22 protein-coding genes are annotated in these 22,260 nt (G+C 34.3%); 12 read left to right on the forward strand and 10 right to left on the reverse strand.

Going from position 1 to position 22,260, the window contains the following annotated elements; translation table 11 throughout:
• Positions 1 to 4: 4 nt before the first annotated feature.
• From can to AB674_RS02965, 4 genes are all read right to left on the reverse strand, one after another.
• Entirely contained in the window at positions 5 to 643 is a 639-nt protein-coding gene (gene can, locus AB674_RS02950; protein ID WP_047773706.1) for a carbonate dehydratase, read from the reverse strand.
• Between the two features lie 121 nt (positions 644 to 764).
• Positions 765 to 2,420 (reverse strand): SulP family inorganic anion transporter, encoded by a 1,656-nt coding sequence (locus AB674_RS02955; protein ID WP_047773708.1) that lies wholly within the window; start codon positions 2,418 to 2,420, stop codon positions 765 to 767.
• 80 nt (positions 2,421 to 2,500) lie between these two features.
• Positions 2,501 to 2,785: a hypothetical protein gene (locus AB674_RS02960; protein WP_047773710.1), complete on the reverse strand. Its 285-nt coding sequence runs from the start codon at positions 2,783 to 2,785 to the stop codon at positions 2,501 to 2,503.
• A gap of 132 nt (positions 2,786 to 2,917) precedes the next feature.
• On the reverse strand, positions 2,918 to 3,397 hold the full coding sequence (locus AB674_RS02965; protein WP_047773712.1) for a Dps family protein: 480 nt from the start codon (positions 3,395 to 3,397) through the stop codon (positions 2,918 to 2,920).
• A gap of 107 nt (positions 3,398 to 3,504) precedes the next feature.
• Between AB674_RS02965 and AB674_RS02970 the strand changes: the two genes are divergently transcribed.
• Positions 3,505 to 4,446, forward strand: a complete 942-nt coding sequence (locus AB674_RS02970; protein WP_047773714.1) for a LysR substrate-binding domain-containing protein — start codon at positions 3,505 to 3,507, stop codon at positions 4,444 to 4,446.
• Positions 4,447 to 4,481: 35 nt separating this feature from the next.
• Here AB674_RS02970 and AB674_RS23020 read toward each other — a convergent pair whose 3' ends face one another.
• Positions 4,482 to 4,679 carry a hypothetical protein gene (locus AB674_RS23020; protein WP_017496117.1) on the reverse strand — a complete coding sequence of 66 codons (198 nt, stop codon included), beginning with the start codon at positions 4,677 to 4,679 and terminating at the stop codon, positions 4,482 to 4,484.
• 166 nt (positions 4,680 to 4,845) lie between these two features.
• Positions 4,846 to 5,511, reverse strand: a complete 666-nt coding sequence (gene mnmD / locus AB674_RS02980) for a tRNA (5-methylaminomethyl-2-thiouridine)(34)-methyltransferase MnmD (RefSeq protein WP_047773716.1) — start codon at positions 5,509 to 5,511, stop codon at positions 4,846 to 4,848.
• Between the two features lie 307 nt (positions 5,512 to 5,818).
• On the opposite strand from mnmD, the gene AB674_RS02985 reads away from it, so the two are divergent.
• Positions 5,819 to 6,889 (forward strand): branched-chain amino acid aminotransferase, encoded by a 1,071-nt coding sequence (locus tag AB674_RS02985; protein ID WP_047773795.1) that lies wholly within the window; start codon positions 5,819 to 5,821, stop codon positions 6,887 to 6,889.
• 78 nt (positions 6,890 to 6,967) lie between these two features.
• Here AB674_RS02985 and AB674_RS02990 read toward each other — a convergent pair whose 3' ends face one another.
• The gene (locus AB674_RS02990; protein WP_047773717.1) at positions 6,968 to 7,348 is read right to left on the reverse strand and encodes a nucleoside triphosphate pyrophosphohydrolase family protein; all 381 of its coding nucleotides are present in this window, start codon (positions 7,346 to 7,348) and stop codon (positions 6,968 to 6,970) included.
• Between the two features lie 81 nt (positions 7,349 to 7,429).
• Here AB674_RS02990 and AB674_RS23025 point away from each other — a divergent pair, with 81 nt between their 5' ends.
• The 5 genes from AB674_RS23025 (at position 7,430) to AB674_RS03015 (ending at position 10,471) form a co-directional block, all read left to right on the forward strand.
• Positions 7,430 to 7,618: a hypothetical protein gene (locus AB674_RS23025; protein ID WP_047773719.1), complete on the forward strand. Its 189-nt coding sequence runs from the start codon at positions 7,430 to 7,432 to the stop codon at positions 7,616 to 7,618.
• Positions 7,619 to 7,808: 190 nt separating this feature from the next.
• Positions 7,809 to 8,939, forward strand: coding sequence for an SRPBCC family protein (locus AB674_RS03000; protein ID WP_047773721.1), 1,131 nt, complete (start codon positions 7,809 to 7,811; stop codon positions 8,937 to 8,939).
• Between the two features lie 65 nt (positions 8,940 to 9,004).
• Positions 9,005 to 9,547: an RNA polymerase sigma factor gene (locus AB674_RS03005; RefSeq protein ID WP_047773722.1), complete on the forward strand. Its 543-nt coding sequence runs from the start codon at positions 9,005 to 9,007 to the stop codon at positions 9,545 to 9,547.
• Between the two features lie 33 nt (positions 9,548 to 9,580).
• Positions 9,581 to 9,994 carry a hypothetical protein gene (locus AB674_RS03010; protein WP_047773724.1) on the forward strand — a complete coding sequence of 138 codons (414 nt, stop codon included), beginning with the start codon at positions 9,581 to 9,583 and terminating at the stop codon, positions 9,992 to 9,994.
• Between the two features lie 18 nt (positions 9,995 to 10,012).
• A complete protein-coding gene (locus AB674_RS03015; protein WP_047773726.1) occupies positions 10,013 to 10,471 on the forward strand; it encodes a hypothetical protein in 459 nt (152 codons plus the stop codon).
• Between the two features lie 72 nt (positions 10,472 to 10,543).
• On the opposite strand, the gene AB674_RS03020 is transcribed toward AB674_RS03015, so the two are convergent.
• The gene (locus AB674_RS03020; protein ID WP_047773727.1) at positions 10,544 to 11,605 is read right to left on the reverse strand and encodes a WD40/YVTN/BNR-like repeat-containing protein; all 1,062 of its coding nucleotides are present in this window, start codon (positions 11,603 to 11,605) and stop codon (positions 10,544 to 10,546) included.
• A gap of 119 nt (positions 11,606 to 11,724) precedes the next feature.
• On the opposite strand from AB674_RS03020, the gene AB674_RS03025 reads away from it, so the two are divergent.
• The 3 genes from AB674_RS03025 (at position 11,725) to AB674_RS03035 (ending at position 16,524) form a co-directional block, all read left to right on the forward strand.
• Positions 11,725 to 13,053, forward strand: coding sequence for a hypothetical protein (locus AB674_RS03025; protein WP_047773729.1), 1,329 nt, complete (start codon positions 11,725 to 11,727; stop codon positions 13,051 to 13,053).
• A 135-nt stretch (positions 13,054 to 13,188) separates the two neighbouring features.
• Complete coding sequence (locus tag AB674_RS03030) at positions 13,189 to 15,153, forward strand: KUP/HAK/KT family potassium transporter (RefSeq protein WP_047773731.1); 1,965 nt, start codon at positions 13,189 to 13,191, stop codon at positions 15,151 to 15,153.
• A gap of 147 nt (positions 15,154 to 15,300) precedes the next feature.
• Entirely contained in the window at positions 15,301 to 16,524 is a 1,224-nt protein-coding gene (locus AB674_RS03035; RefSeq protein ID WP_047773732.1) for an RsmB/NOP family class I SAM-dependent RNA methyltransferase, read from the forward strand.
• A gap of 186 nt (positions 16,525 to 16,710) precedes the next feature.
• Here AB674_RS03035 and AB674_RS03040 read toward each other — a convergent pair whose 3' ends face one another.
• A complete protein-coding gene (locus AB674_RS03040) occupies positions 16,711 to 17,751 on the reverse strand; it encodes an AMP-binding protein (protein ID WP_047773734.1) in 1,041 nt (346 codons plus the stop codon).
• Between the two features lie 15 nt (positions 17,752 to 17,766).
• Entirely contained in the window at positions 17,767 to 18,693 is a 927-nt protein-coding gene (locus AB674_RS03045) for a CPBP family intramembrane glutamic endopeptidase (RefSeq protein ID WP_047773736.1), read from the reverse strand.
• Between the two features lie 116 nt (positions 18,694 to 18,809).
• Here AB674_RS03045 and AB674_RS03050 point away from each other — a divergent pair, with 116 nt between their 5' ends.
• Positions 18,810 to 19,154, forward strand: coding sequence for an arsenate reductase family protein (locus AB674_RS03050; protein WP_047773738.1), 345 nt, complete (start codon positions 18,810 to 18,812; stop codon positions 19,152 to 19,154).
• A gap of 95 nt (positions 19,155 to 19,249) precedes the next feature.
• Positions 19,250 to 21,715 carry an outer membrane beta-barrel family protein gene (locus AB674_RS03055; RefSeq protein WP_047773739.1) on the forward strand — a complete coding sequence of 822 codons (2,466 nt, stop codon included), beginning with the start codon at positions 19,250 to 19,252 and terminating at the stop codon, positions 21,713 to 21,715.
• The last annotated feature ends 545 nt before the right edge of the window (positions 21,716 to 22,260 follow it).

Consider the following 22,260-nt stretch of genomic DNA (forward strand, 5'->3'; position numbering starts at 1 on the left):
TTTCTTAAAGATTGTTTAACTGATAAACATCATCTAATTCTTCATTCGAACTAATATTTACATTCAAATCCGTTACGAAACCGGAATTTAAACCGTAAACCCATCCGTGAAGTGTTAGGTCCTGACCATTTTTCCAGGCTCCTTGAACGATTGACGTTTTAGCTAAGTTGTAAACCTGCTCTTTAGCATTGATTTCTACAAAAGCATTAAAACGCTCTGTTTCATCTACAATCGAATTTAAATATTTGTCATGTAAACGGTATTCGTCTTTAATATGACGAATCCAGTTGTCGATAATTCCAACAGATTGATTCCCCATAGCCGCTTTTACACCACCACAACCGTAATGTCCGCAAACAATAACGTGTTTCACTTTTAGCACGTTTACCGCATAATCCAGAACGCTCAACATATTCATATCAGAGTGAACGACCATATTGGCAATGTTTCTGTGTACAAAAACTTCTCCCGGTTTAGCACCGATAATTTCATTAGCAGGAACACGGCTATCAGAACATCCGATCCATAATAATGGCGGAGTTTGTCCTTTGGCTAAATCTGCAAAAAAATTAGGGTCTAATGCTAATGATTTCTCAACCCACTCTTTATTGTTTTCTAATATTTGCTTATAAAAATCTTTCATTTTTTGTTTCGTTTTTAGTTAGTATTTCTAACTTGATTAAAGGTATCAAAAATAATTTTACCGGACGGCAGCTTAATTTCGATACTTCTTTCATTTCAGAAATACCTCAATTAATTTATTTTTATTTTTTAGAATCTTCGTTTGCAACCTCTTTTTTCACCATGGTTCTCTTAGCAACATCATAATAATGTTCGATAGATACATGATTATTGATATCCGGTGAATTTTCTAACTCGTAAGCTTCTTTAAAGCCTTTAAGTTTTACTTTGATATTTTGATCAACAGCACGTGTCCCTTTAAATTCGCGAATTAAATCTAAAACGTCATGTGCAATATACTCTGTATCGTGTGCATTAATAATTACTTTAGAATTTTCAGGAATTTCATTCAATGTTGATTTGATTGCTGCCTTATTTAAGAAGGAAACCTCCTGAGCCAAATCTATATGAATAACATCTCCGTCTTCGTATTCTTCTTTTTTGAAACTGTAAGCTCTTTTTAAATTTCCTCTCAATACAAAAATAATACTGATTACAATTCCCAGAGCAACTCCTTTAAGTAAATCTGTTGCTACGACAAACACTAATGTCGCAATAAAAGGAACAAACTGGTATTTACCTTTTTCCCAGAAATGTTTAAATGTTGCCGGTTTCGCTAATTTATATCCAACCAAAATCAAAACGGTTGCTAAAGTCGCTAACGGAATTTTATTTAAAATTGTTGGAATAGACAAAACACTAAGTAACAAAAGCACACCATGAATGATGGCTGACATTTTAGATTTTGCTCCTGCGTTATTATTTGCAGAAGATCTCACCACAACTGATGTCATTGGCAAACCACCTAAAAGTGAACTTAATATATTACCAATTCCCTGTGCTCTAAGCTCTACATTGGTATTGGTATAACGCTTCTGAACATCCATTCGGTCAGCGGCTTCAATACATAACAATGTTTCAATAGACGCTACAATAGCAATTGTTAACGCCACAACCCAAACCTGAGGATTCGATACCGCAGCAAAGTTTGGCAAAATTAAAATAGATTTGAATTCATCAAAAGACTTTGGAACCGGTAAAGAAACCAAGTGTTCTTTTGTAATGGCTAATGAACTTCCTGAAGAAACAAAAATTTCGTTTAAGACAACTCCCGCAACAACAGCAACAAGTGCCCCCGGAATCAATTTAAGGTTCTTTAAAAACGAAATCTTATCCCATGAAATTAAGATCACCAGAGAAACCAAAGAAACCACTACCGCTCCTAACTGAATATGATTTAATATATCGAATAAAAACGAGAAGGTATTGCTCCCGTCGTTTTGAATAAAAGCCTGGTCTCCTTCGAAATCAGCATCGTAACCAAAAGCGTGTGGCACTTGTTTTAAGATGATAATGATTCCGATACCGGCTAACATTCCTTCGATAACATTTGTTGGAAAATAATTTGAAATACTTCCGGCTTTTAAAAATCCTAATGCCAATTGAATTAATCCGGCAATAAAAACAGACAGTAAAAACACATCGAAAGCGCCAAAATCGGTAATAGCTGTTAAAATAATAGCTGTTAAACCAGCTGCCGGTCCCGAAACACTAATATGAGATTGGCTTAAATAACCAACCACGATACCACCGATAACACCCGAGATAATTCCGGAAAACAAAGGAGCTCCAGATGCCATTGCGATACCTAAACACAATGGAAGAGCCACTAAAAAGACCACTAAACCTGACGCAAAATCAGATTTAAGATTGGCAAAAAGATTGATTTTTTTTGTCATAATACAATACTAAGAATTGATACATTAAAGAGCAACTGCATTTATCTATAAATACAGTTCGTTTAAAATAATCGGAAGTATTATGCCAAGTTGGGTGGTGGCGCAAATATACTCGGAGAAATATTATCTAATTCGACAATATTACCGGATACTATATTTTTTGATTCATTAAAAACCGGCATAACCAATTCATGCTGAAATATAGCCGCGTAAACAGCTGCTTTAAGTTCTTTGTGTGATTGCTCTTCTTCAGAGCAACTGAAAGTTACGCACGTATCGCTACCTTTCTTTAGCACACAAACAATTGTTGGTGTTGCCAAAAAAGCAATAAATAGAAATAGCAATATGCGAGCGATTAATTTCATTGTGGCAAAAATAGCGTTAAACGAATAAAATCAAAGCGAGAAGGCAAAAATTTTATAGAAATTTAACATTATTAAAAAATCAGAATGACAGCAATCCGTCATTCTGATTTTAATCCATTTATAATTAACTATTTATAATGATTCTTCCAACCAGGCATTCATCATCCAGATTGTTTTTTCTTGCTCTGCAATGAAATCACTCATCATAGAATTGGTCCCTTCGTCATTGATTTCACCCGACTGACTAAGGATTTCTCTTTCAATTTTTAATAAATCTGATAACGAATGTACAATCAAATGAACTGCCTTTTCATCATTCGAGATGTTTTTTCCAACTGTTAATTTGTTGTTTTTGATATAATCTTCAAAAGTATGCAAAGGAGTCCCTCCTATTGTCAAAACTCTTTCTGCAATCATATCTATTTTTAATTGAGCATCTGTATACAATTCTTCAAATTTCACATGCAAATCAAAAAAACGTTTCCCACGAATATTCCAATGAATTCCGCGTAAATTTTGATAATACACCTGAAAATTGGCTAACAACACATTTAATTCTTTTACTAATAATTCCGACTCTTTTACAGGTAATCCTAAAATATTTGTTTTCATAATCCTTATTTTTACACTAATTTACTACAAATTTATTGTAAGTTCTTTAAATTTTATATCAATAAAAATTATATTTTATTATTTTTGTATCAAAAAATACTATCAAAATGACGATCACTCAATTACAATATGTGTTAGCTGTTGCCGAGCATAAAAATTTCACTCTTGCTGCCGAGAAGTGTTTTGTAACGCAGCCTACATTAAGTATGCAGATTCAAAAAATCGAAGAAGAACTTAACATTTTAATTTTCGACAGAAGTAAAAAACCAATCCAACTTACCGATATTGGTCATAAAATTGTAAATCAGGCTAAGAATATTGTAAATGAAGCCGACAGAATAAAGGATATTGTAGAACAACAAAAGGGTTTTATTGGCGGTGAATTTCGTTTGGGAATTATCCCAACCATTATGCCAACGCTGTTACCCATGTTTTTAAACAATTTCATCAAAAAATATCCAAAAGTAAAACTTCTTATTGAAGAGTTAAACACAGATGAAATTATTCTAAAACTAAAGAATGGTCATCTGGATGCTGCGATTGCCGCGACACCACTTGAAGACGAAAAAATCAAAGAAATCGTTTTGTATTTCGAACCCTTTGTAGCATACATACCGGAACATCACGCCAGCTTTGAAAAAACCGAAATTGAGGTAGCCGACTTAAATCTAAATGAAATTTTACTTTTACAAGACGGGCATTGCTTTAGAGACGGGATTTTGAATTTATGCAAAAATGGATCTGACATCGATCAGACCAATTTTCAGATTCAAAGTGGGAGTTTTGAAACCCTGATAAAATTGGCAGACGAAGGCCTTGGTACAACGTTACTTCCGTACTTGCACACCTTAGACTTAAAAGATTCCGATAAACTGAAACTTCGTAACTTTAAGGAACCAAAACCAGCTCGTGAGGTAAGTTTAATTTACCCGAAAAGCGAATTAAAAATGCAAATCATTGACGCCCTCAGATCTACAATCGCCGGTGTTGTAAAAGGAGCAATTGTTTTTCAGAATGTTCAAATCATCAGTCCGCTACAAAAAAAATAAGCGCATAAAAAAGGAGCCAATTGGCTCCTTTTCTTTTATACTTTAATTAGTAGTAGACTTTGTTTTAATTCTGGTTTCTCAATAATGAAATTTAATAACCATTCTTGTAATTGTTCCATTTCGTACGGTAACAGTGTTTTGATAGCTTTCTCTAATTCCTTACAGAAAAGTATCGGATCGAAACTTACTCTCTCAAGTATTGATTTCGTGTAATCAAACATCATTTTAGACATAATAAAATAAGATTTTTGGGGGTTATCTCTATTTTTAAACTCGCAACAAATTTAAACAAATATCAGGTCGAATGGTATATTTTAACTTATTTTTTTAAAAACTTTATCAACTAATACGTTTTCTTATTACATATAAATCAATATAGAATCATTCTAAACAACTCATTTAAACCTTTTTAAAAGCCCTGAACATTTCTCTTTTTCCCGGTGGCCCCGCTAACTTCTCCACCGTAAATCCAACAGAAATCATACTTCTTTTAACAACTCCGCGAGCAGCGTATGTTACTAAAACGCCATTTGGCTTTAAACTATTGTACATTTTCTGAAAAATTTCGGTACTCCAAAGCTCCGGTTGCACCCGATATCCGAAGGCATCAAAGTAAATCAAATCAAAAATTTCAAAATCGTTTATTTCATCAAAAAATTGTTTTCTTTTGGTTAACGTAAAATCAGCACTAATTTCAACTTCTGCATTCCATTCGCATTCATGCATTTTTTCAAAAACGGCAACATACTGATCTGCTTCCAATTCGGAAACATAATTCATTTCTAAAACTTCTTTTGCTTCAACCGGGTAAGCCTCTACTCCAACATAGTTTATTTTCTGTTGCTTTTGAGCCGATTCCAAAAAAGTAATAAAGGCATTCAATCCTGTACCAAAACCAATTTCAAGAATACTGACCGCTTTATCTTCAAACAAGGAAAGTCCGTTTTTTATAAACACATGTTTCGCTTCCTGAATTGCACCATGCTTCGAGTGATAACATTCATCCCATTCCTGCAAATGAATTGTGGTTGAGCCATCTAGCGTTTTAATTATTTCTCTTTTCACCTTTTAAACCGTTTATCATAAAATATCGCTGATTTTCAAGCGATTTTCGGAGTCAAATTTAGTCAAAACAACTGCGTAAAGTCATAAAAAATGAGAGTTTTTTCATAAATTCTTTACAAAACTATGCCAATTATTTCAGTTTATTAAAAGATAGATAAATCTCAGTTAAACGCGGCAATTAATGCAGTTATACTAAGCAAATTATATATTTTTCCTTAATTTTGCATTTAATAAAATCTATTTATACCAAAACATTACCGTAGTTCATTCTATAGTGATGCAATTACATAAAAAACTTTACATTATTATGAGTACAACTCAAACAAGCAAAATTGAAATCAGAAAAGCTACTTCATCGAAAATAAGCGGAGTTGATTTTGAAAACCTAAGCTTTGGTGCTGTTTTTACAGACCATTTATTTGAATGTGATTTTAAAGACGGTCAGTGGCAAAATCCTGTCATTAAGCCGTATGCTCCTATTCTGATGGACCCTTCTTCAAAAGTCTTCCACTATGGTCAGGCTATTTTTGAAGGTATGAAAGCTTACAAAGATGACAATAATGATATTTGGTTGTTCAGACCTGATGAAAACTTCAAACGTTTTAACAATTCTGCAGTTCGTATGGCAATGCCGGAAGTTCCTGAAGCTGTTTTTATGGATGGTTTAAATGAACTATTAAAATTAGATCAGGAATGGATTCAAAAAGGAAACGGAAGCAGTATGTACATCCGTCCTTTTATGATTGCAACCGGAGCAGGTGTTATCGCAAATCCATCTGACGAATATAAATTCATGATTTTATTATCTCCTGCAAAATCGTATTACTCAGGTGAAGTAAAAGTAATTATCGCGGAGCACTACAGTAGAGCTGCAAATGGTGGAATCGGTGCTGCAAAAGCGGCCGGAAATTATGCTGCTCAGTTCTACCCAACTAATCTGGCAAACAAAGACGGTTTCCAACAAGTAATCTGGACAGATGATGCCACACATACTAAATTGGAAGAAGCCGGAACAATGAACGTGTTCTTTAGAATAAACGACACTTTATTGACTGCTCCAACCAGCGAAAGAATTTTGGATGGTATTACCAGAAAAAGTTTAATTGCTATGGCAGAAAAAGAAGGTCTTAATGTAGACGTTCGCCCGGTTATCGTTTCTGAATTGGTAGAAGCGGCTAAAAACGGATCTCTAAAAGAAATTTTCGGAGCCGGTACAGCTGCCGTTATTAGTGTAATCAAAGGATTCTCTTATCAAGATACTTACTACGAAATGACTCCAGTTGAAAATTCGTATGCTTCTATATTAAAAGAAAAACTAACAAGTCTTCAAAACAAACTTTCTGAAGATACTTTTGGCTGGACTGTTAAAGTTCAATAAATAAAAATATTTTTAGTTTTAAACCCGACAGGTTTCAAAAACCTGTCGGGTTTATTTTTTTAAAAATTTTTATTTTTTTTATAAAAGTTTCGAAAAATCCGGTTTGAAATAATTAGGTCCTTTCATTACTTTTCCGTCTTCGCGATAAATAGGCTGACCGTCTTCTCCTAATTTACTCATATTACTGCGTTGGATTTCGTCAAAAACAGCTTCTATTTTATCTTGCAGTCCGTGTTCGATAATTGTTCCGCATAAAATGTACATCATATCTCCAAGCGCATCGGCAATTTCTACGAGATCATTATTTTCAACTGCTTCCAGATATTCTTCGTTTTCTTCTTTCATCAAATTATAACGAAGATGTTTTTTATTTCCTCCCAAATCTGCAATTGGCGTTTCACTGTGTCCGATTTTAAAAGCAGTATGAAATTCCTTAACTGCATCTATTTGCTTCTTCATGATTTTATTTAATTAAATGAACTACCAAATTAGTAACTATTCGTGTACAATTATCTAAATTTGCCAAAAATAATTTCAACTATGTTTAGTCAAGGACAATTAATATTCGCAGTCTGTTTTTTTATTGCATTCGTAATCGTAATGATTTTTGCTTATCGAAAAGATTTGGCATTACACAAAATTTTCTACAAAGGAAACTACAAAGTATTGCTCACCTTCCTGCTTTTTATTGTGATCCTGTTTGTGATCAAATTCTTTTTTAAAAGATAAGTATCGATTTTTTTCTTATATTTAAAAATCAAAAATAAATTACTGTTAGATTTCCATTTAGCATTTTCAAAAAAGAGTTCATTTTATTTTTTTTGAATGAAGTATAATCCGAAAGTATCGTTTTAATTCCTGTACTATTCCACGCAATAGCAGAAAATTTATAACTTTACGACACCAAATAACCTACCCAATGAAGATTTTAAAATATCTGTTTCTTTTAGCGTTACTAAGCCTAGTTGCCCTTAGTGTTTTTGTAGCTACTCAAAAAGGAGATTTTACTATAGAACGAAGCAAAGTCATCAATTCACCACGAAATACCGTTTATAATTACATAAATGATTTTAGAAATTTTGAAGATTTTGAATCATGGGCGGTTGAAGATCCAACGATGCGAATGTCTTTTCCAAGTAAAACAATTGGTAACGGAGCCACTTTTTCCTGGGAAGGTAATGAAGGAAAAGGAAATGCAATTACCCTGAAAACAAAAGAAGGAGAAAGCATTCAACAAAAAATGAACTTTGACGGAACGCAAGCTGACGTAAATTGGACATTCAAAGATACATTGGCGGGTAAAACAAAAGTTACCTGGAAAGCAAAAGGAACAATGAGCTTCCTATTTAAAATTTACACTTCTATAAATGGTGGTTCTGATAATGTGATTGGAACTATGTACGAAAAAAGCCTTGTAAATATTGACAAAAACTTAGATTACGAAACAAAAACGTATACCATTAAAGTCAATGGCGTTGTTAAAAAAACGGAGACTTCCTACATCAAACAAACTTTTACAAGCGAGATTCAAAAAGTAAATAAAAATGCCCGCGTTGTAATTCCAAAGCTTATACAATTCAGCAAAACAAACGGTTTACTTACTAACGGAAAACCTTTTATCATTTACCATACTTACGATACAGCAACCGGTTTAGCCAAAATATCGATTTGTTTACCTATAAACAGAGACATTTCCATCAGTGCCGGCAGTGACATACTATCGGGAAAACTTAATGGTTTTGAAGCTGTAAAAACAACTCTTACAGGAGACTACTCACACACCAGCGAAGCAATTGCCAAAACAAAGGCTTTTATAAACAACGAGAAAATCGTTCCCGAATTAAGCTGGTCCCATCTTGAAATCTTGACGATTAATAAACTAGATGTAAAAAGCCCGTCAAAACTAATGACGGAGATCTATTTCCCAACAAAACCTAAAGTTGTTCCTGTTGCAACTCCTGTTTACAGACCAAGGACTGGAGCAACTACAGAACCACAAAAACCGGTAACACCGGCAACATCTACAGAAGAAGAACAATCAGAATTCTAAAAAATAACAGAGGCAGATTAAACCTTTTCTTTTAAATTCATTCTAACAAGATATAAACCAAAAGCTTGACAGACGAGAAGGAATTTATAGCACAATTATTAAATCCTAAAACGCAAAATACAGCGTTTCAAAAACTCGTGTCTGATTATCAGAAACCCTTGTATTCTCATATTCGAAACATTGTTTTGAATCATGATGATACCGATGATGTGCTACAAAATACTTTTGTCAAAGTTTTTCAATATCTAAAAAATTTTAAAGGAGAAAGCAAACTTTTTTCGTGGATGTACCGCATTGCAACCAATGAAGCTTTGACTTTTCTGAATCAAAAAGCAAAACTGAATGGTATAACCTCTGAGGCCCTTCAAAATAAAACAATCGACAATTTAAAAGCCGACGTTTATTATGACGGAGATGATATTCAGATAAAACTTCAGAAAGCGATCGTAACGCTACCTGAAAAACAGCAATTGGTATTTAAAATGAAATATTTTGAAGAATTGAAGTACGAAGAAATTGCAGAAATTCTGGGCACTTCGGTAGGTGCCTTAAAAGCATCTTACCATCATGCGGTAAAAAAAATTGAATTATATGTCACAACAAATTAAACCTTTTGTGACAAAACCTATCTTACAGACATTATGAAAGCATTTAAACTAGAAAACGAACCGAAAATAACAACAGGATTTAAAACTCCGGAAAACTATTTTAATGATTTTTCGGCAAAAGTTTTACAGCAAATTAATGAGCCTGAAGTAAAAGTCATTCCGTTCTATAAACGTAAAAAAGTACTCACCCTACTCGCTGCTGCCGTTGTTGTTTTTGCACTTATGATTCCGATCGTAAACAATTACAAAAACACATCAAAAGAACTGGATGAAAAAACCTTAGAAACCTATTTGGCCTATCAGTCTAATCTGAACCAATACGATTTAATTAATCAGCTTGACACAAAAGATATCGAATCTCTGAACAAAAATGTTGCTCTTGAAGACGAAACTCTTGAAGATGTCCTGGCTACCAATCCTAATATTGAAAATTTAATTTCAGAATAAAACAAAAAACTCAAAAATATGAAAATCAAAAATATACTTCCAATACTTCTATTTTTCGTTAGTTTTTCATTTTATGCACAAAGCGATAAATCAGACGAAAAACGAGAAAAAATCAAGGCTTACAAAGTTTCATTTTTGACTACTGAACTTGAACTTACTTCAACAGAAGCAGAAAAATTCTGGCCTGTTTATAATGCGTATGACGACAAACAATTTGAATTACGTCATGATAAAATGAAAATGTATCTTCGTAAATTAGACGATGACAACATCAATTCACTTTCAGAAAAAGAAGCTGCCGCACTACTTTCTCAAATAGAAAGCACCGATAAGGAATTGTATCTTTTACGCGAAAAGTATTCCGCAAATCTTAAAAAGATTCTTTCGGCAAAAAAAATATTAAAGCTTAAAAAATCAGAAGATGATTTTAATCGAAAGTTATTAAAACAATATCGAGATAAAGCAGGAAAAAACTAATTCCACAAGAAACAACAGCGATAGGAACCCTATATAATAATACTTACTTTATTATTTAGGGTTCTTATTATTTTATAGAAAATGAATTCGGACCATTTTATTATAACCAGCCGCGATTGCAGTATTTTTATTAATAAAACGAATCGTAAAGAGTTTAGTATCATTGGATAATTCTTTCCAGTTTGCCCCACCGTCCTGAGAGTACTGGATTCCCGAAGCTCCCACACAAACCAATTCTTTAGCATTACTTCCCGGCACGTATTGCACACATGAAGCATACCCAAATCCCTGATCCTGTCCCGTTAATTCCCAGGTTTTCCCTCCGTCTTTTGTAAAGGCCTTATTATCTGTTTTCTGCTCCGGAAGTTCGTAATCTCCCCCGGCAACAAATCCATGTTTAGAATCATAAAAATCGGCAGTAAAAATACCCGTCATTGTTTTTCCCTGAACAATTGGCGTATCCACAACTTTCCAGGTTCTTCCTTTATCCGATGAATGAAAAACACGCGCTTTTTTACCTCCGGACACCAACCAGGTATCATTTCCTTTAATTACGATATTAGAATTACTGGCAGCAAAAGCGGCTTCTCCCTTGGCATTTGTTGGTAATTTATCCGAAAGGATTTTGGTCCAGGTTTCACCTCCGTCACGGGTAACAATAATCGAAAAAGTATCTTCTATAGGGTCACCAATAGCAATTCCTTCTTTATCATTCCAGAACTGCATGCTGTCGTAAAACACTTTTGGGTTGATCTCCTTGTAAACTAATTTGACCTTAAGTGTTTTTTTAGAAACCTGATACAACAATGCCGGATTAGCGACACTTAATAAAAAAACATTTTTTGAAGTCTGAGCAATACTTCGGAACTCTAACTTTAAAGTATCCCGATAAATACGATCTTCAAATTTTTCTTTTTTATCTAAATCAAAATAACCAAAACGGGAATTATCTCCTCCATACCACACCTTGTTTTTATCAATTGAAATGGCACGAATACTAATTTTATCCTGAACTAAAGTTTCTATTTGCACTGAGGTAAAACCACTATTTACGACTTCTTCATCGTTGTTATTCAACGTTTTAAAAGACACAAGCAAGACAAAAGCACTAAAAAACAGGATCCCTTTTTTCATATCGATTATTTATTTTTCTTGCTAAAATACAATTATTTATAACATATAAAATAGGTTTTGTTTTTTTTTCTGGCACAGTAATTGGATACCTCCAAATATTAATCTTAATATGATTTGTCATGAAAACCAAATTACTTTTTATAGCATTACTAACATTAGGTTTTAGTAGCATTCAGGCACAAGATCAAACTACTGTTTATGCAAAAAATTCAGATATAAGCGATAATTTAGATCTTAGAGCTGTTGCTTCCATATTTGGAGAATCAGCAAATCTTCAGGATTTTGAGAGACGCTTAAACGATCCAAAATATCAGATTTCGAATCTTGACTTAAACGATGATGATCAGGTTGATTATTTACGTGTTATCGAATCTGTAGAAGGCAGAACTCACGTTGTAATTATTCAGGCTGTACTTGACCGTGATGTTTATCAGGATATTGCAACAATTGACGTAGAGCGAAACAACTCCAGTAAAGTTGTGGTTCAGATTGTAGGGAACTCGTATTTATATGGAGCCAATTATATTTATGAGCCGGTTTATAATGTGACTCCGGTAATCTACACCTCTTTTTGGGTTACAAATTACAGACCGTATTGTTCAACCTGGTATTGGAATTATTATCCAACTTACTATTCGGCATGGCGACCTTTCCCAATTTACAGATACAGAAACAATGTCAACATTTACATCAACGTAAACAACCGTTACAACTATGTAAACCAAAGAAGAAGTTACAGAGCAACGGCATTATACGAAACAAGACGTTCTTACGGTTACGAAACCAGACATCCGAATTACAGTTTTTCTCAAAGACATTCGAACGTTAACAACAGATATGAACTAGATCAAAGACGTGTTGCCAGCAGAGACTATAACAGAAGTCAAAATAGTTACGACTCTAACAGATCCAATACAGGCAGAGGCACCGGTTCAGACAGAAACTATACCGAAAATAGAAGTTCTAATACCAACAGAACCTATACAGACAGGTCTAACACAAATAGAACCAGTACAGATAGAACTAGTACAGACAGAACTTATAGCGACAGAACTAATACAAATAGAACTGCCACAGATAGAACCGGCACGGATAGAAATTATAACTCGAATCGTGGCACTTACGACAGAACCAATTCAGCAACCGTGACAAATCCGGTACGAACAGAAAATACGCCACGAGCTCAAGTTGACAGAAGTTCAAACGAAAATAATTCGAGAACCTACTCAGAAAACAGAGCAAACTCAAACCGAACTGCTCCGGCACAGCGAACTGAGAGTCCAAGAAGTTACTCGAACAACAGTGGTGGTTCAGAAAGCAGAGGAAACAGTTCAAGAGCACAGGCTCCGCAACGATCTGAATCTCCAAGAGCAAATCAGGAATCAAGAGGAAGTCAGCCACAAAGAGAAAGCGGATCGAGCTCAAGAGGCGAAGGAAGAAGAATATAATTTTCACCTTTTTCATCACCAATAAAAATCAAAGCACAATTTTACGATTGTGCTTTTTTTTATCTTTATCCATTATAATTGACGCTAATATATTTTAAAACAGTAAATTTGCAACCGTCTTTTATAAAAATATACATGAACGCATCGCATAAAAACTTACACAGTAAGTTGTCTATTGGGGGTCTACTAATCACATTAGGAATTATTTACGGAGATATTGGTACTTCTCCATTGTATGTAATGAAAGCCATCCTTGGTGACCACACCATTAATGCAGACATCGTTCTAGGCGGTATTTCTTGTGTCTTCTGGACATTAACGCTACAAACCACGATAAAGTATGTCCTTATCACTTTAAGTGCCGATAATCATGGCGAAGGTGGTATTTTTGCTTTATATGCTTTAGTCAAAAAAACAAAAATACAATGGCTCATAGTACCGGCAATTATAGGAGGTAGTGCCTTATTGGCCGATGGTATTATCACGCCACCCATCTCCGTTTCATCTGCTGTAGAAGGAATTAAAACCTATTATCCGGAGATCAACACCATTCCAATTGTTATCGGAATTTTGTTTATCCTGTTTACCATTCAACAATTTGGAACCAAACTAGTCGGTAAATTCTTTGCACCGATGATGTTGATTTGGTTTGCTATGTTAGGAACACTGGGAACCATTCAAATTGCCAGTCATCCTGAAGTTATAAAAGCAATTAACCCTTATTATGCTTACCATTTATTACAGATACATCCGGAAGGATTCTTTGTACTTGGATTGGTATTTTTATGTACAACAGGGGCAGAAGCTTTGTACTCAGACATGGGACACTGTGGTAGAAAAAACATCAGAATCAGCTGGATTTTCGTTAAAATGACTTTAGTATTAAACTATTTTGGTCAGGCAGCGTATTTAATTCACCACGAAGGTCAAACCTTGCAAGCTTTAGGAGGAGAAAACGGAAATCCGTTTTACCTGATCATGCCGGATTGGTTTCAACCGGTAGGAATTGTTATCGCAACTTTAGCAGCAGTAATTGCGTCACAAGCTTTAATTAGTGGGTCGTTTACTTTGATCAACGAAGCCATGCGTTTGAATTTCTGGCCAAAAGTAAAAATCAAATATCCGACCGAAGTAAAAGGTCAATTGTATATTCCTTCTATTAACTGGTTGTTGTTTTTTGGTTGTGTTGGTATTGTACTACACTTCGAAAAATCAAGTAATATGGAGCATGCCTACGGTCTTGCCATCGTATTATGTATGATTATGACCACGATCTTATTAAACTATTACCTCATCATGAAACGTATTAAATTGTTTTTCATGGTGCCGTTAATTACGATTTATTTGTTAATTGAATTTAGCTTTTTGATTGCCAATGTGACCAAATTTGCCGAAGGTGGTTATGTAACTTTAATCATTGCAGCCGTTTTAATTTCGGTTATGACTATCTGGTATCTGGCTAAGAAAATTAATAAAAACTATACTAAAATTGTCAAAATTGACGATTACAAAAAAGTATTAATGGAGTTAAGTGAAGACTTAACAATCCCAAAATATGCCACGCATTTAGTTTATATGACCAATGCCAATCGTGTAGACGAACTGGAGCAAAAGGTAATGTATTCGATCTTGCAAAAACGTCCGAAAAGAGCTGACATCTATTGGTTTGTACACGTTAACATTTTGACTGAGCCTTACAAAACACAGTACAAAGTGACCGAAATCGCTAAAGATGATATTTACAGAATCGATTTTAATTTAGGTTTTAGAGAGCCTACGAAAATCAATTTAATGTTCCGTGAAGTAATCAGAGATATGGTAAAAAGAGGCGAAGTTGATATCACCAGCCGTTATGAATCATTGAACAAAAACAATATTATCGGAGACTTTAAATTTGTATTGTCTGAGAAGTTCCTTTCTAACGATAATGATTTAAGATGGCACGAAAATATTATCATGAACTCTTATTTCTTCATCAAAAAACTAAGTTTATCTGAAGAAAGAGCTTTTGGTCTGGACAGTAGTTCTGTAAAAATAGAAAAATTCCCAATGGTGCTTCATGCTCCTGAAAATATTGGATTAACCCGAATTACAAAATAAAGGTATTCTAAAATAAATACAGAAAAACACTCTTTTATACTTTATTAGAGTGTTTTTTTTCTTTTTAATGAAAGTCAAAATAACAATCAAAATTAAAAATTTAACTTTCAATCAATTAATAGTACCTTTGCAACTCAAATAATTAAAATGAGATTACACAGAAATTTAGTTTATACTACCATTGATTCTTTGAACGCTATCTTCAATGAAGGAGAATACGCAGACAAAGTGGTAGCAAGAGCCTTAAAAAAAGACAAACGTTGGGGAAGTTCTGACAGGAAATTTGTTGCTGAAACCATATACGAAATAGTTCGTTGGAAACGATTATACGCTGAAATTGCCGAAGTTAAAGAACCTTTCGACAGAGACAATCTATGGAGAATGTTTGCCGTTTGGGCTGTTTTAAGAGGATACCCGATTCCGGATTGGAGACAATTGGAAGGAACTCCTGAAAGAAAAATAAAAGGTCGTTTTGACGAACTTTCAAAAATCAGAGCTTTAAAAGAGTCTATTCCGGACTGGATGGATGAATTAGGAGTTAAAGAGCTAGGCGAAAAAGTTTGGGCAACAGAAATTGCTGCACAAAACCAACCTGCTAAAGTTATTTTAAGAACCAATACACTTAAAGGAACGAAAGAAAACCTGAGAAACACCTTGATGGATTTGAATATTGAAACAGAATATTTAAAAGATCAACCTGAAGCTTTAGTTCTAAAAGAAAGAGCCAATGTATTTTTGACAGATGCTTTTAAACAAGGACTTTTTGAAGTTCAGGATGCCAACTCACAATTGGTTGCCGGTTTCCTTGATGTAAAACCAGGAATGCGAGTTGTAGATACTTGTGCCGGTGCCGGTGGAAAAACATTGCATATCGCTTCTTTAATGGAAAACAAAGGACAATTGATTGCAATGGATTTGTATGAAAGCAAATTGAAACAATTAAAATTAAGAGCCAAAAGAAATGGTGCTTTTAATATCGAATATCGTATTATCGACACCACAAAAGTAATCAAGAAATTACACGAAAAAGCGGATCGTGTATTGATCGATGCACCTTGTAGTGGCTTAGGAGTTCTAAAAAGAAATCCTGATGCAAAATGGAAATTACAACCGGAATTTATCGATAACATTCGTAAAGTTCAGGCAGAAGTTTTAGAGAGTTATTCTAAAATTGTAAAACCGGGCGGAAAATTAGTTTACGCAACTTGTTCTGTTTTACCATCAGAAAACCAAGAGCAAGTAGAACGTTTCCTTAAAACCGAAATCGGAAAACAATTTACCTTCATAAAAGATCGTAAAATATTAGCTTCAGAATCTGGTTTTGACGGATTCTATATGGCCCTGTTAGAGCGAAAAGAAACTTTGGGGTAAATTCCAATAAAAAAATTCCAAATTCCAATACTGTTGGGATTTGGAATTTCTATTTTTTTTGAAATTTGGAATTGCGAAAAATTAAATTCAAACTCCAAACTAAAGATTAAATTCCAATAAAAAAATCCCAAATTCCAACCTGTAAATTGGAATTTGGGATTTTTTTTAAATTGGAATTTTCAAAACTTAGTTTAGTAAACTTTTTTTGCGTAACAATTTTCCGTTTTCGTTTTCTTTGAATTTTGGGACGAAAACAATTTCTTTTGGCTTTTCAAACTTGCCTAAAACATCAAAGAAATCAGTAGCAAACTCTTGTTTTTCACCTTCAATGACCAAGATTAGCTTTTCTCCTAAAACAGAATCAGGCAAGCTTGTTACAAAAAAGCGATTCGCTATTTTTCCAGTTAGTTTGGTTTCTATCTGTTCCGGAATAAGTTTCACCCCTCCACTGTTAATCACATTATCAATTCGTCCTAGAAACACAAACTGATTTTCGTTTACCAGCTCAATTAAATCATTTGTAACAATTGGCTGATCTGAAACAGCAGGCACAGAAATCACCAAACAATCACGATCGTCTTTTGCTATTTTTACATTCGGCAAAATCGAAAAAGCAGCTTCTCCTACCCTTTTAGCAGCAATATGTGTTATCGTCTCGGTCATGCCGTACGTTTCATATATTTCGGTCTTTAATGGCAATAATTTTTCTTCTAAAACAGTATCAATTTTTGCACCGCCAATAATTAACTTTTTCACATTCTTTAATTCCTCTATTGAATTTTGAACTTGCAAAGGAACCATTGCTACAAAATCATACCGTTCCTTCCTTAGCCCTAATGGTGCCACACTTGGCGATACCACATCGAGATTCAAACCTAAAATAAAACTGCGAACCAACATCATTTTACCTGCTATAAACTGAACCGGCAGACAAAGCAATGCTTTATCTCCGGGATTTAAATCAAAAAAATCTCCCGTTGCTAAAGCTGATTGAATCATAGCCCGCTTTTCTAATCGCAACAATTTTGGAAGGCCAGTTGTGCCCGAAGTCTTCGTTTCGATGTAGTCCTTATCATCGAACCAATCCAATAAAAACTCTCCTATCGCCTGTTCGTAAACATCCCCTTCTTTGATATAACTATAGCCAATTCGACTCAAGTCTTTTCCGTTTAGGTGATACCCATTAAGTCTAAAGTAATTATGAACTTTTTTATGTGTTAATTCCATCGTGATCGTTTTAATTTAATGATTTGCAGTATCAATTTTGCCTGTTAATTTTTCTTTCCAGTTGTTCCATCCATATTTTTTGGCAAAAATAAAGAGTAAAACCGGATACACCACAACAACCGGTAAGATAACATCGAAGCCTGCTGAAGGCTCAGACATGTCTTTGAAAATAGAATGTGTCTGAAAAACAGACCAATCCGAAGTAACCAATAAAGCACCTATCAAATTGTTAGCAGCATGAAAGCCCAAGGACAATTCAATTCCTTCATCCATAAGGGCTAGAATACCCAGAAATAAGCCTGTACCGATATAATAAACCATAATTATATACCCCATTTTTTCTACTTCGGGGTTAAAAATATGCATCGAACCAAAAATCACCGACGTCATCAATAGCGGAAACCATCTGTTTCTGGCCAAATTAGCAAACCCCTGCATTAAATAACCTCTAAAAACGTATTCTTCTGTACTGGTTTGTATTGGAATTAATACAGCGCCTAATACCACCAAAATCAAAAAAGGGATCAAATTAAAATTCCACACAAATTTTTCGGGAGATCCAAAGTAAACCGCTGCAAAACTCAGAATAGAAAAAAGAGACCACAAAATAAACGAAAACGAAACCCGCTTCCAGTCAATTTTTTTTCGCGATGTTGTGATCGATAAAATGGTCTGATGATGCAAATATTTCACCACAAAATAAATCCCCGCAAATGCAAAAGCAAAAGAGATCATTACCAAAAACAAAGTCACATTTGGCTCAAACATTCTCATAACAGAAGCATTATCTGTTGGGAATACCGCATTAGAACTAAAGCTTTTATAAAGTACAGCAATCGAAAAAGGAATCTGCCCAATAAACGACGCTCCGATAATAAAAACCGACCCCAGAAGGTATTTCCAAAATTGATTTTCGGGTTTAATTCCTTGTTCTAAAAACATATTAGGATAAAGTTTAAAAATGAGAATTCAGTTTAATAAGTAAATCTTATTTTTGGTGTTGCTAAAATACCGAATTTTTTACTTTAACAATCTCATAACAAATTAAAAATACTAAAATGATCGAAATCTATCACAATCCACGTTGCGGAAAATCAAGAAACTGCCTTGTCTTCTTAGATCAATCTAAAGAGGATTACAAAATCATTCCTTACCTGACCGAAACCCCTTCTTTTGAAGATTTAAAAGCATTACTTCAAAAACTAAATTTAGAACCTATTCAATTAGTAAGAATCAAAGAAAAAGTGTGGATTGAAAATTATAAAGAAAAAACGCTAGGCGATGATGAAATTATTCAGGCAATGGTCGATAATCCAATTCTGATCGAACGCCCAATTGTTATAAAAGACGGAAAAGCCATTATCGGGAGAGACTTAGATCTGGTTGCTTCTTTCTTAGATTGATTATAAAAAACGGCATTAACATTTTATTGTGATTTGTCTCTTTAAACCAAAAGCTACATTTGGTGTCTAATGAAAAAAAGTAACCAAAAATAACAATGAAACAAATCAGATTTGCTGTAGTACTTGTATTCCTTTTTACAAGTTTTTACAACTATGCACAACAACCACCCAGCGGTAAAAACAAAGTAAAAGTTACCGGGAAAGTTTTCGAAAAAGTTAGCAAACAAGCTCTTGAGTATGCTACTATTTCTATTATGCTTCCTAATGACACCAAAGTTATTGCCGGAGGAATCACCAATCCTAAAGGAGAATTCGAAGTAGCAGTTGCACCGGGTACTTACGATATAAAAATTGAGTTTATTTCGTTTAAACCAACAGAAATCAAACAAAAAAGTATTCAGGACGACACTAATTTAGGAGCCGTTAATTTATCTGAAGATGCAGCGCAATTAAGTGAAGTTGTGGTTCGTGCAGAAAAATCAACAGTAGAAATAAAACTGGACAAAAAAGTGTATAATGTCGGACAAGATATGATGGTAAAAGGCGGAACGGTAAGCGATGTTCTGGATAATGTACCATCTGTTTCTGTTGACACGGAAGGAAATGTAAGCTTAAGAGGCAGTGACAATATCCGAATTTTAATTGACGGAAGACCATCAAATGCCATTAACGTTGCTGAAGCTTTACGCCAACTTCCGGCAGATGCTATTGATAAAGTTGAAGTTATTACCAATCCATCCGCGCGTTACGATGCCGAAGGAGGATCAGGTTTGATTAACATTATTCTTAAAAAAGGTAAAAATCAAGGTTTTAACGGAACTTTTATTGCGTCGACCGGAATTCCTGAAACGTACGGATTAAGTGCCAATCTAAATTATAAAACCGAGAAATTTAATTACTTTACAACGGCTGGTTACAATCACAGAACAAATGAAGGTGGTGGACTAACAAATACAGAGTATTTCAAAGCAGACGGTTCTACCAAAGAATTTTTAGATGAAAATCGTGACACTAAAAGAACAAGAGACGGTTTTAACGGAAGAGCGGGTGTCGAATGGACGGTTGCTCCGAATACATTTTGGACGAATGCCATCAATTATCAAAAAAATACGGGAGAAGACCGCGATTTAATCGGTTTCAATAATTTTGATGCTAACCACGTATTTACTGGTTCCACATACCGATTGAATAATGGTGATACTGAAAGTGAAAATTTTGAATACACGTCAAACTTAATCAAGAACTTTAACGATAAAGGTCATAAACTTACTGTTGATGCTTCTATTTCAAGAAACAGAGACGATAATAACAGTTTAATTACGGGCTCGCAAAATTACAACAGCACACTAAACGATCAGGTACAAAAGCAAGTTCTTTTACAGGCAGACTATGTTTTGCCAATTAGCAAAGGAAGTCAGTTTGAAGCGGGATACAAAGGAAGTTTCGGTGATTTAAACAATGAATATTTTGTTTTGGATCCGGCAGGAATTATTGATCCTAAATTATCAAATACTTTAGAATACAAAGAAAACATAAATGCGTTTTACACGCAATATGGACTTAAAATCAATAAATTTTCTTATTTGTTTGGCTTGCGTTGGGAAGACACCAATATTCAGGTTAATCTTTTAGACACTAAAGAGTTTAATACCAAAAAGTACAATAATTTGTTTCCAAGTGCTTTTATCAGTTACGAAATTTCAGATCAGAGTAACTTCACAGCAAGTTACAGCAAACGTGTTTCAAGACCAAGAGGACGTTTTATGAACCCTGCCGTAAATTATTCCAGCAACATTAATATTTTCAAAGGAAATCCGGATCTGGATCCTTCCTTAACAGACAAATATGATATTGGCTACATTAAACGTTGGGAGAAATTAACTTTTAACACCTCAGCCTATTTCGAAAATACAAAAGACGTATTCAGCTTCGTAAAAGCGCCAAATGGCGACCAAGTAAACGGAATACCGGTAATTGTGAATACACCGATCAATTTAGGAAATGAGCAAAAATTTGGTTTTGAATTCACCCTTAATTACACTCCTTTCAAAAAATGGAGACTAAACAGTAACTTCAATTTTTACAACGTAAAAACAACCGGAGAAAACTCATACACAGACAGCCAAGGAGTTCTTATTACCCAAAATCTTGACAATCAAGCCAATTCCTGGTTTGCAAGAATCAACTCTAAATTAACTTTACCGTACAAAATAGACTGGCAACTGACTGCTATGTACAATGGTGAACAAAAAACGGCACAAGGTAAAAATCTGGGGCAATTTGGTATGAATACCGCTTTTAGCAAAGATGTGTTAAAAGACAAAGCTACAATTGCATTCAACATTAGTGATATTTTCAATTCACGTATCATGAAGTCCTACACCTATCTTCAAAATGACAAAACATTAGAAAGCCAAACTTCTTATAGTGAAATGCAATGGCGTAAACGTCAGTTTAACTTATCGTTTACCTACCGTTTTAACAAACCAAAAAACGACAGAGAAAAGAATGGCGCTCCTAAAAATGAAGGAGGCGGTGATGGCGGAGATTTTCCGGGATAAAAACTATCAAATTATATAAAAAAAGGGGCTGTCTACATAAAAAGACAGTCCCTTTTTTATTTAAAAATTGAACAACTACGAGGCTATTAAGATTCGGCTAAAGCCTTTCCTCTACTCTTTTCTATATCTCCAGCTAAAGCTGGAGGCTATTGAAAAGAATTTTACCTCTTTTTGAAGGATCAAGTCCGAAAGTTATGGGGAAGTAAAAATCTCGCAGAGTCGCAAAATCGCAAAGTATTAATGAAAAAACAGAAGAAAAACTTTGAGACTCTATAACATTTTTAGAAATCCAAAGCGAGAAAGTAGAAAACAGAAAACAGAAAATTAGAGCTTAAAAATACGAGAAAAACTTAGCGGCTTGGCGTCTTTGCGAGATTCAAAGCGAGAAGTTGGAAAATTAGGTACTTAAAAAGCTGTGGCGAAAAAGTATAAGATCTGCTACTGCTAGCAAAAGAAATCTAAAAATTATTCCACAACTTTTGAACTTGATTCGAAATTACAGAACTACAAGATATTTGTTCCTCCACAACAATATGTCTTGATCC

The organism is Flavobacterium sp. ABG (genome assembly GCF_001027725.1).
Classification (GTDB): Bacteria; Bacteroidota; Bacteroidia; order Flavobacteriales; family Flavobacteriaceae; genus Flavobacterium; species Flavobacterium cupriresistens.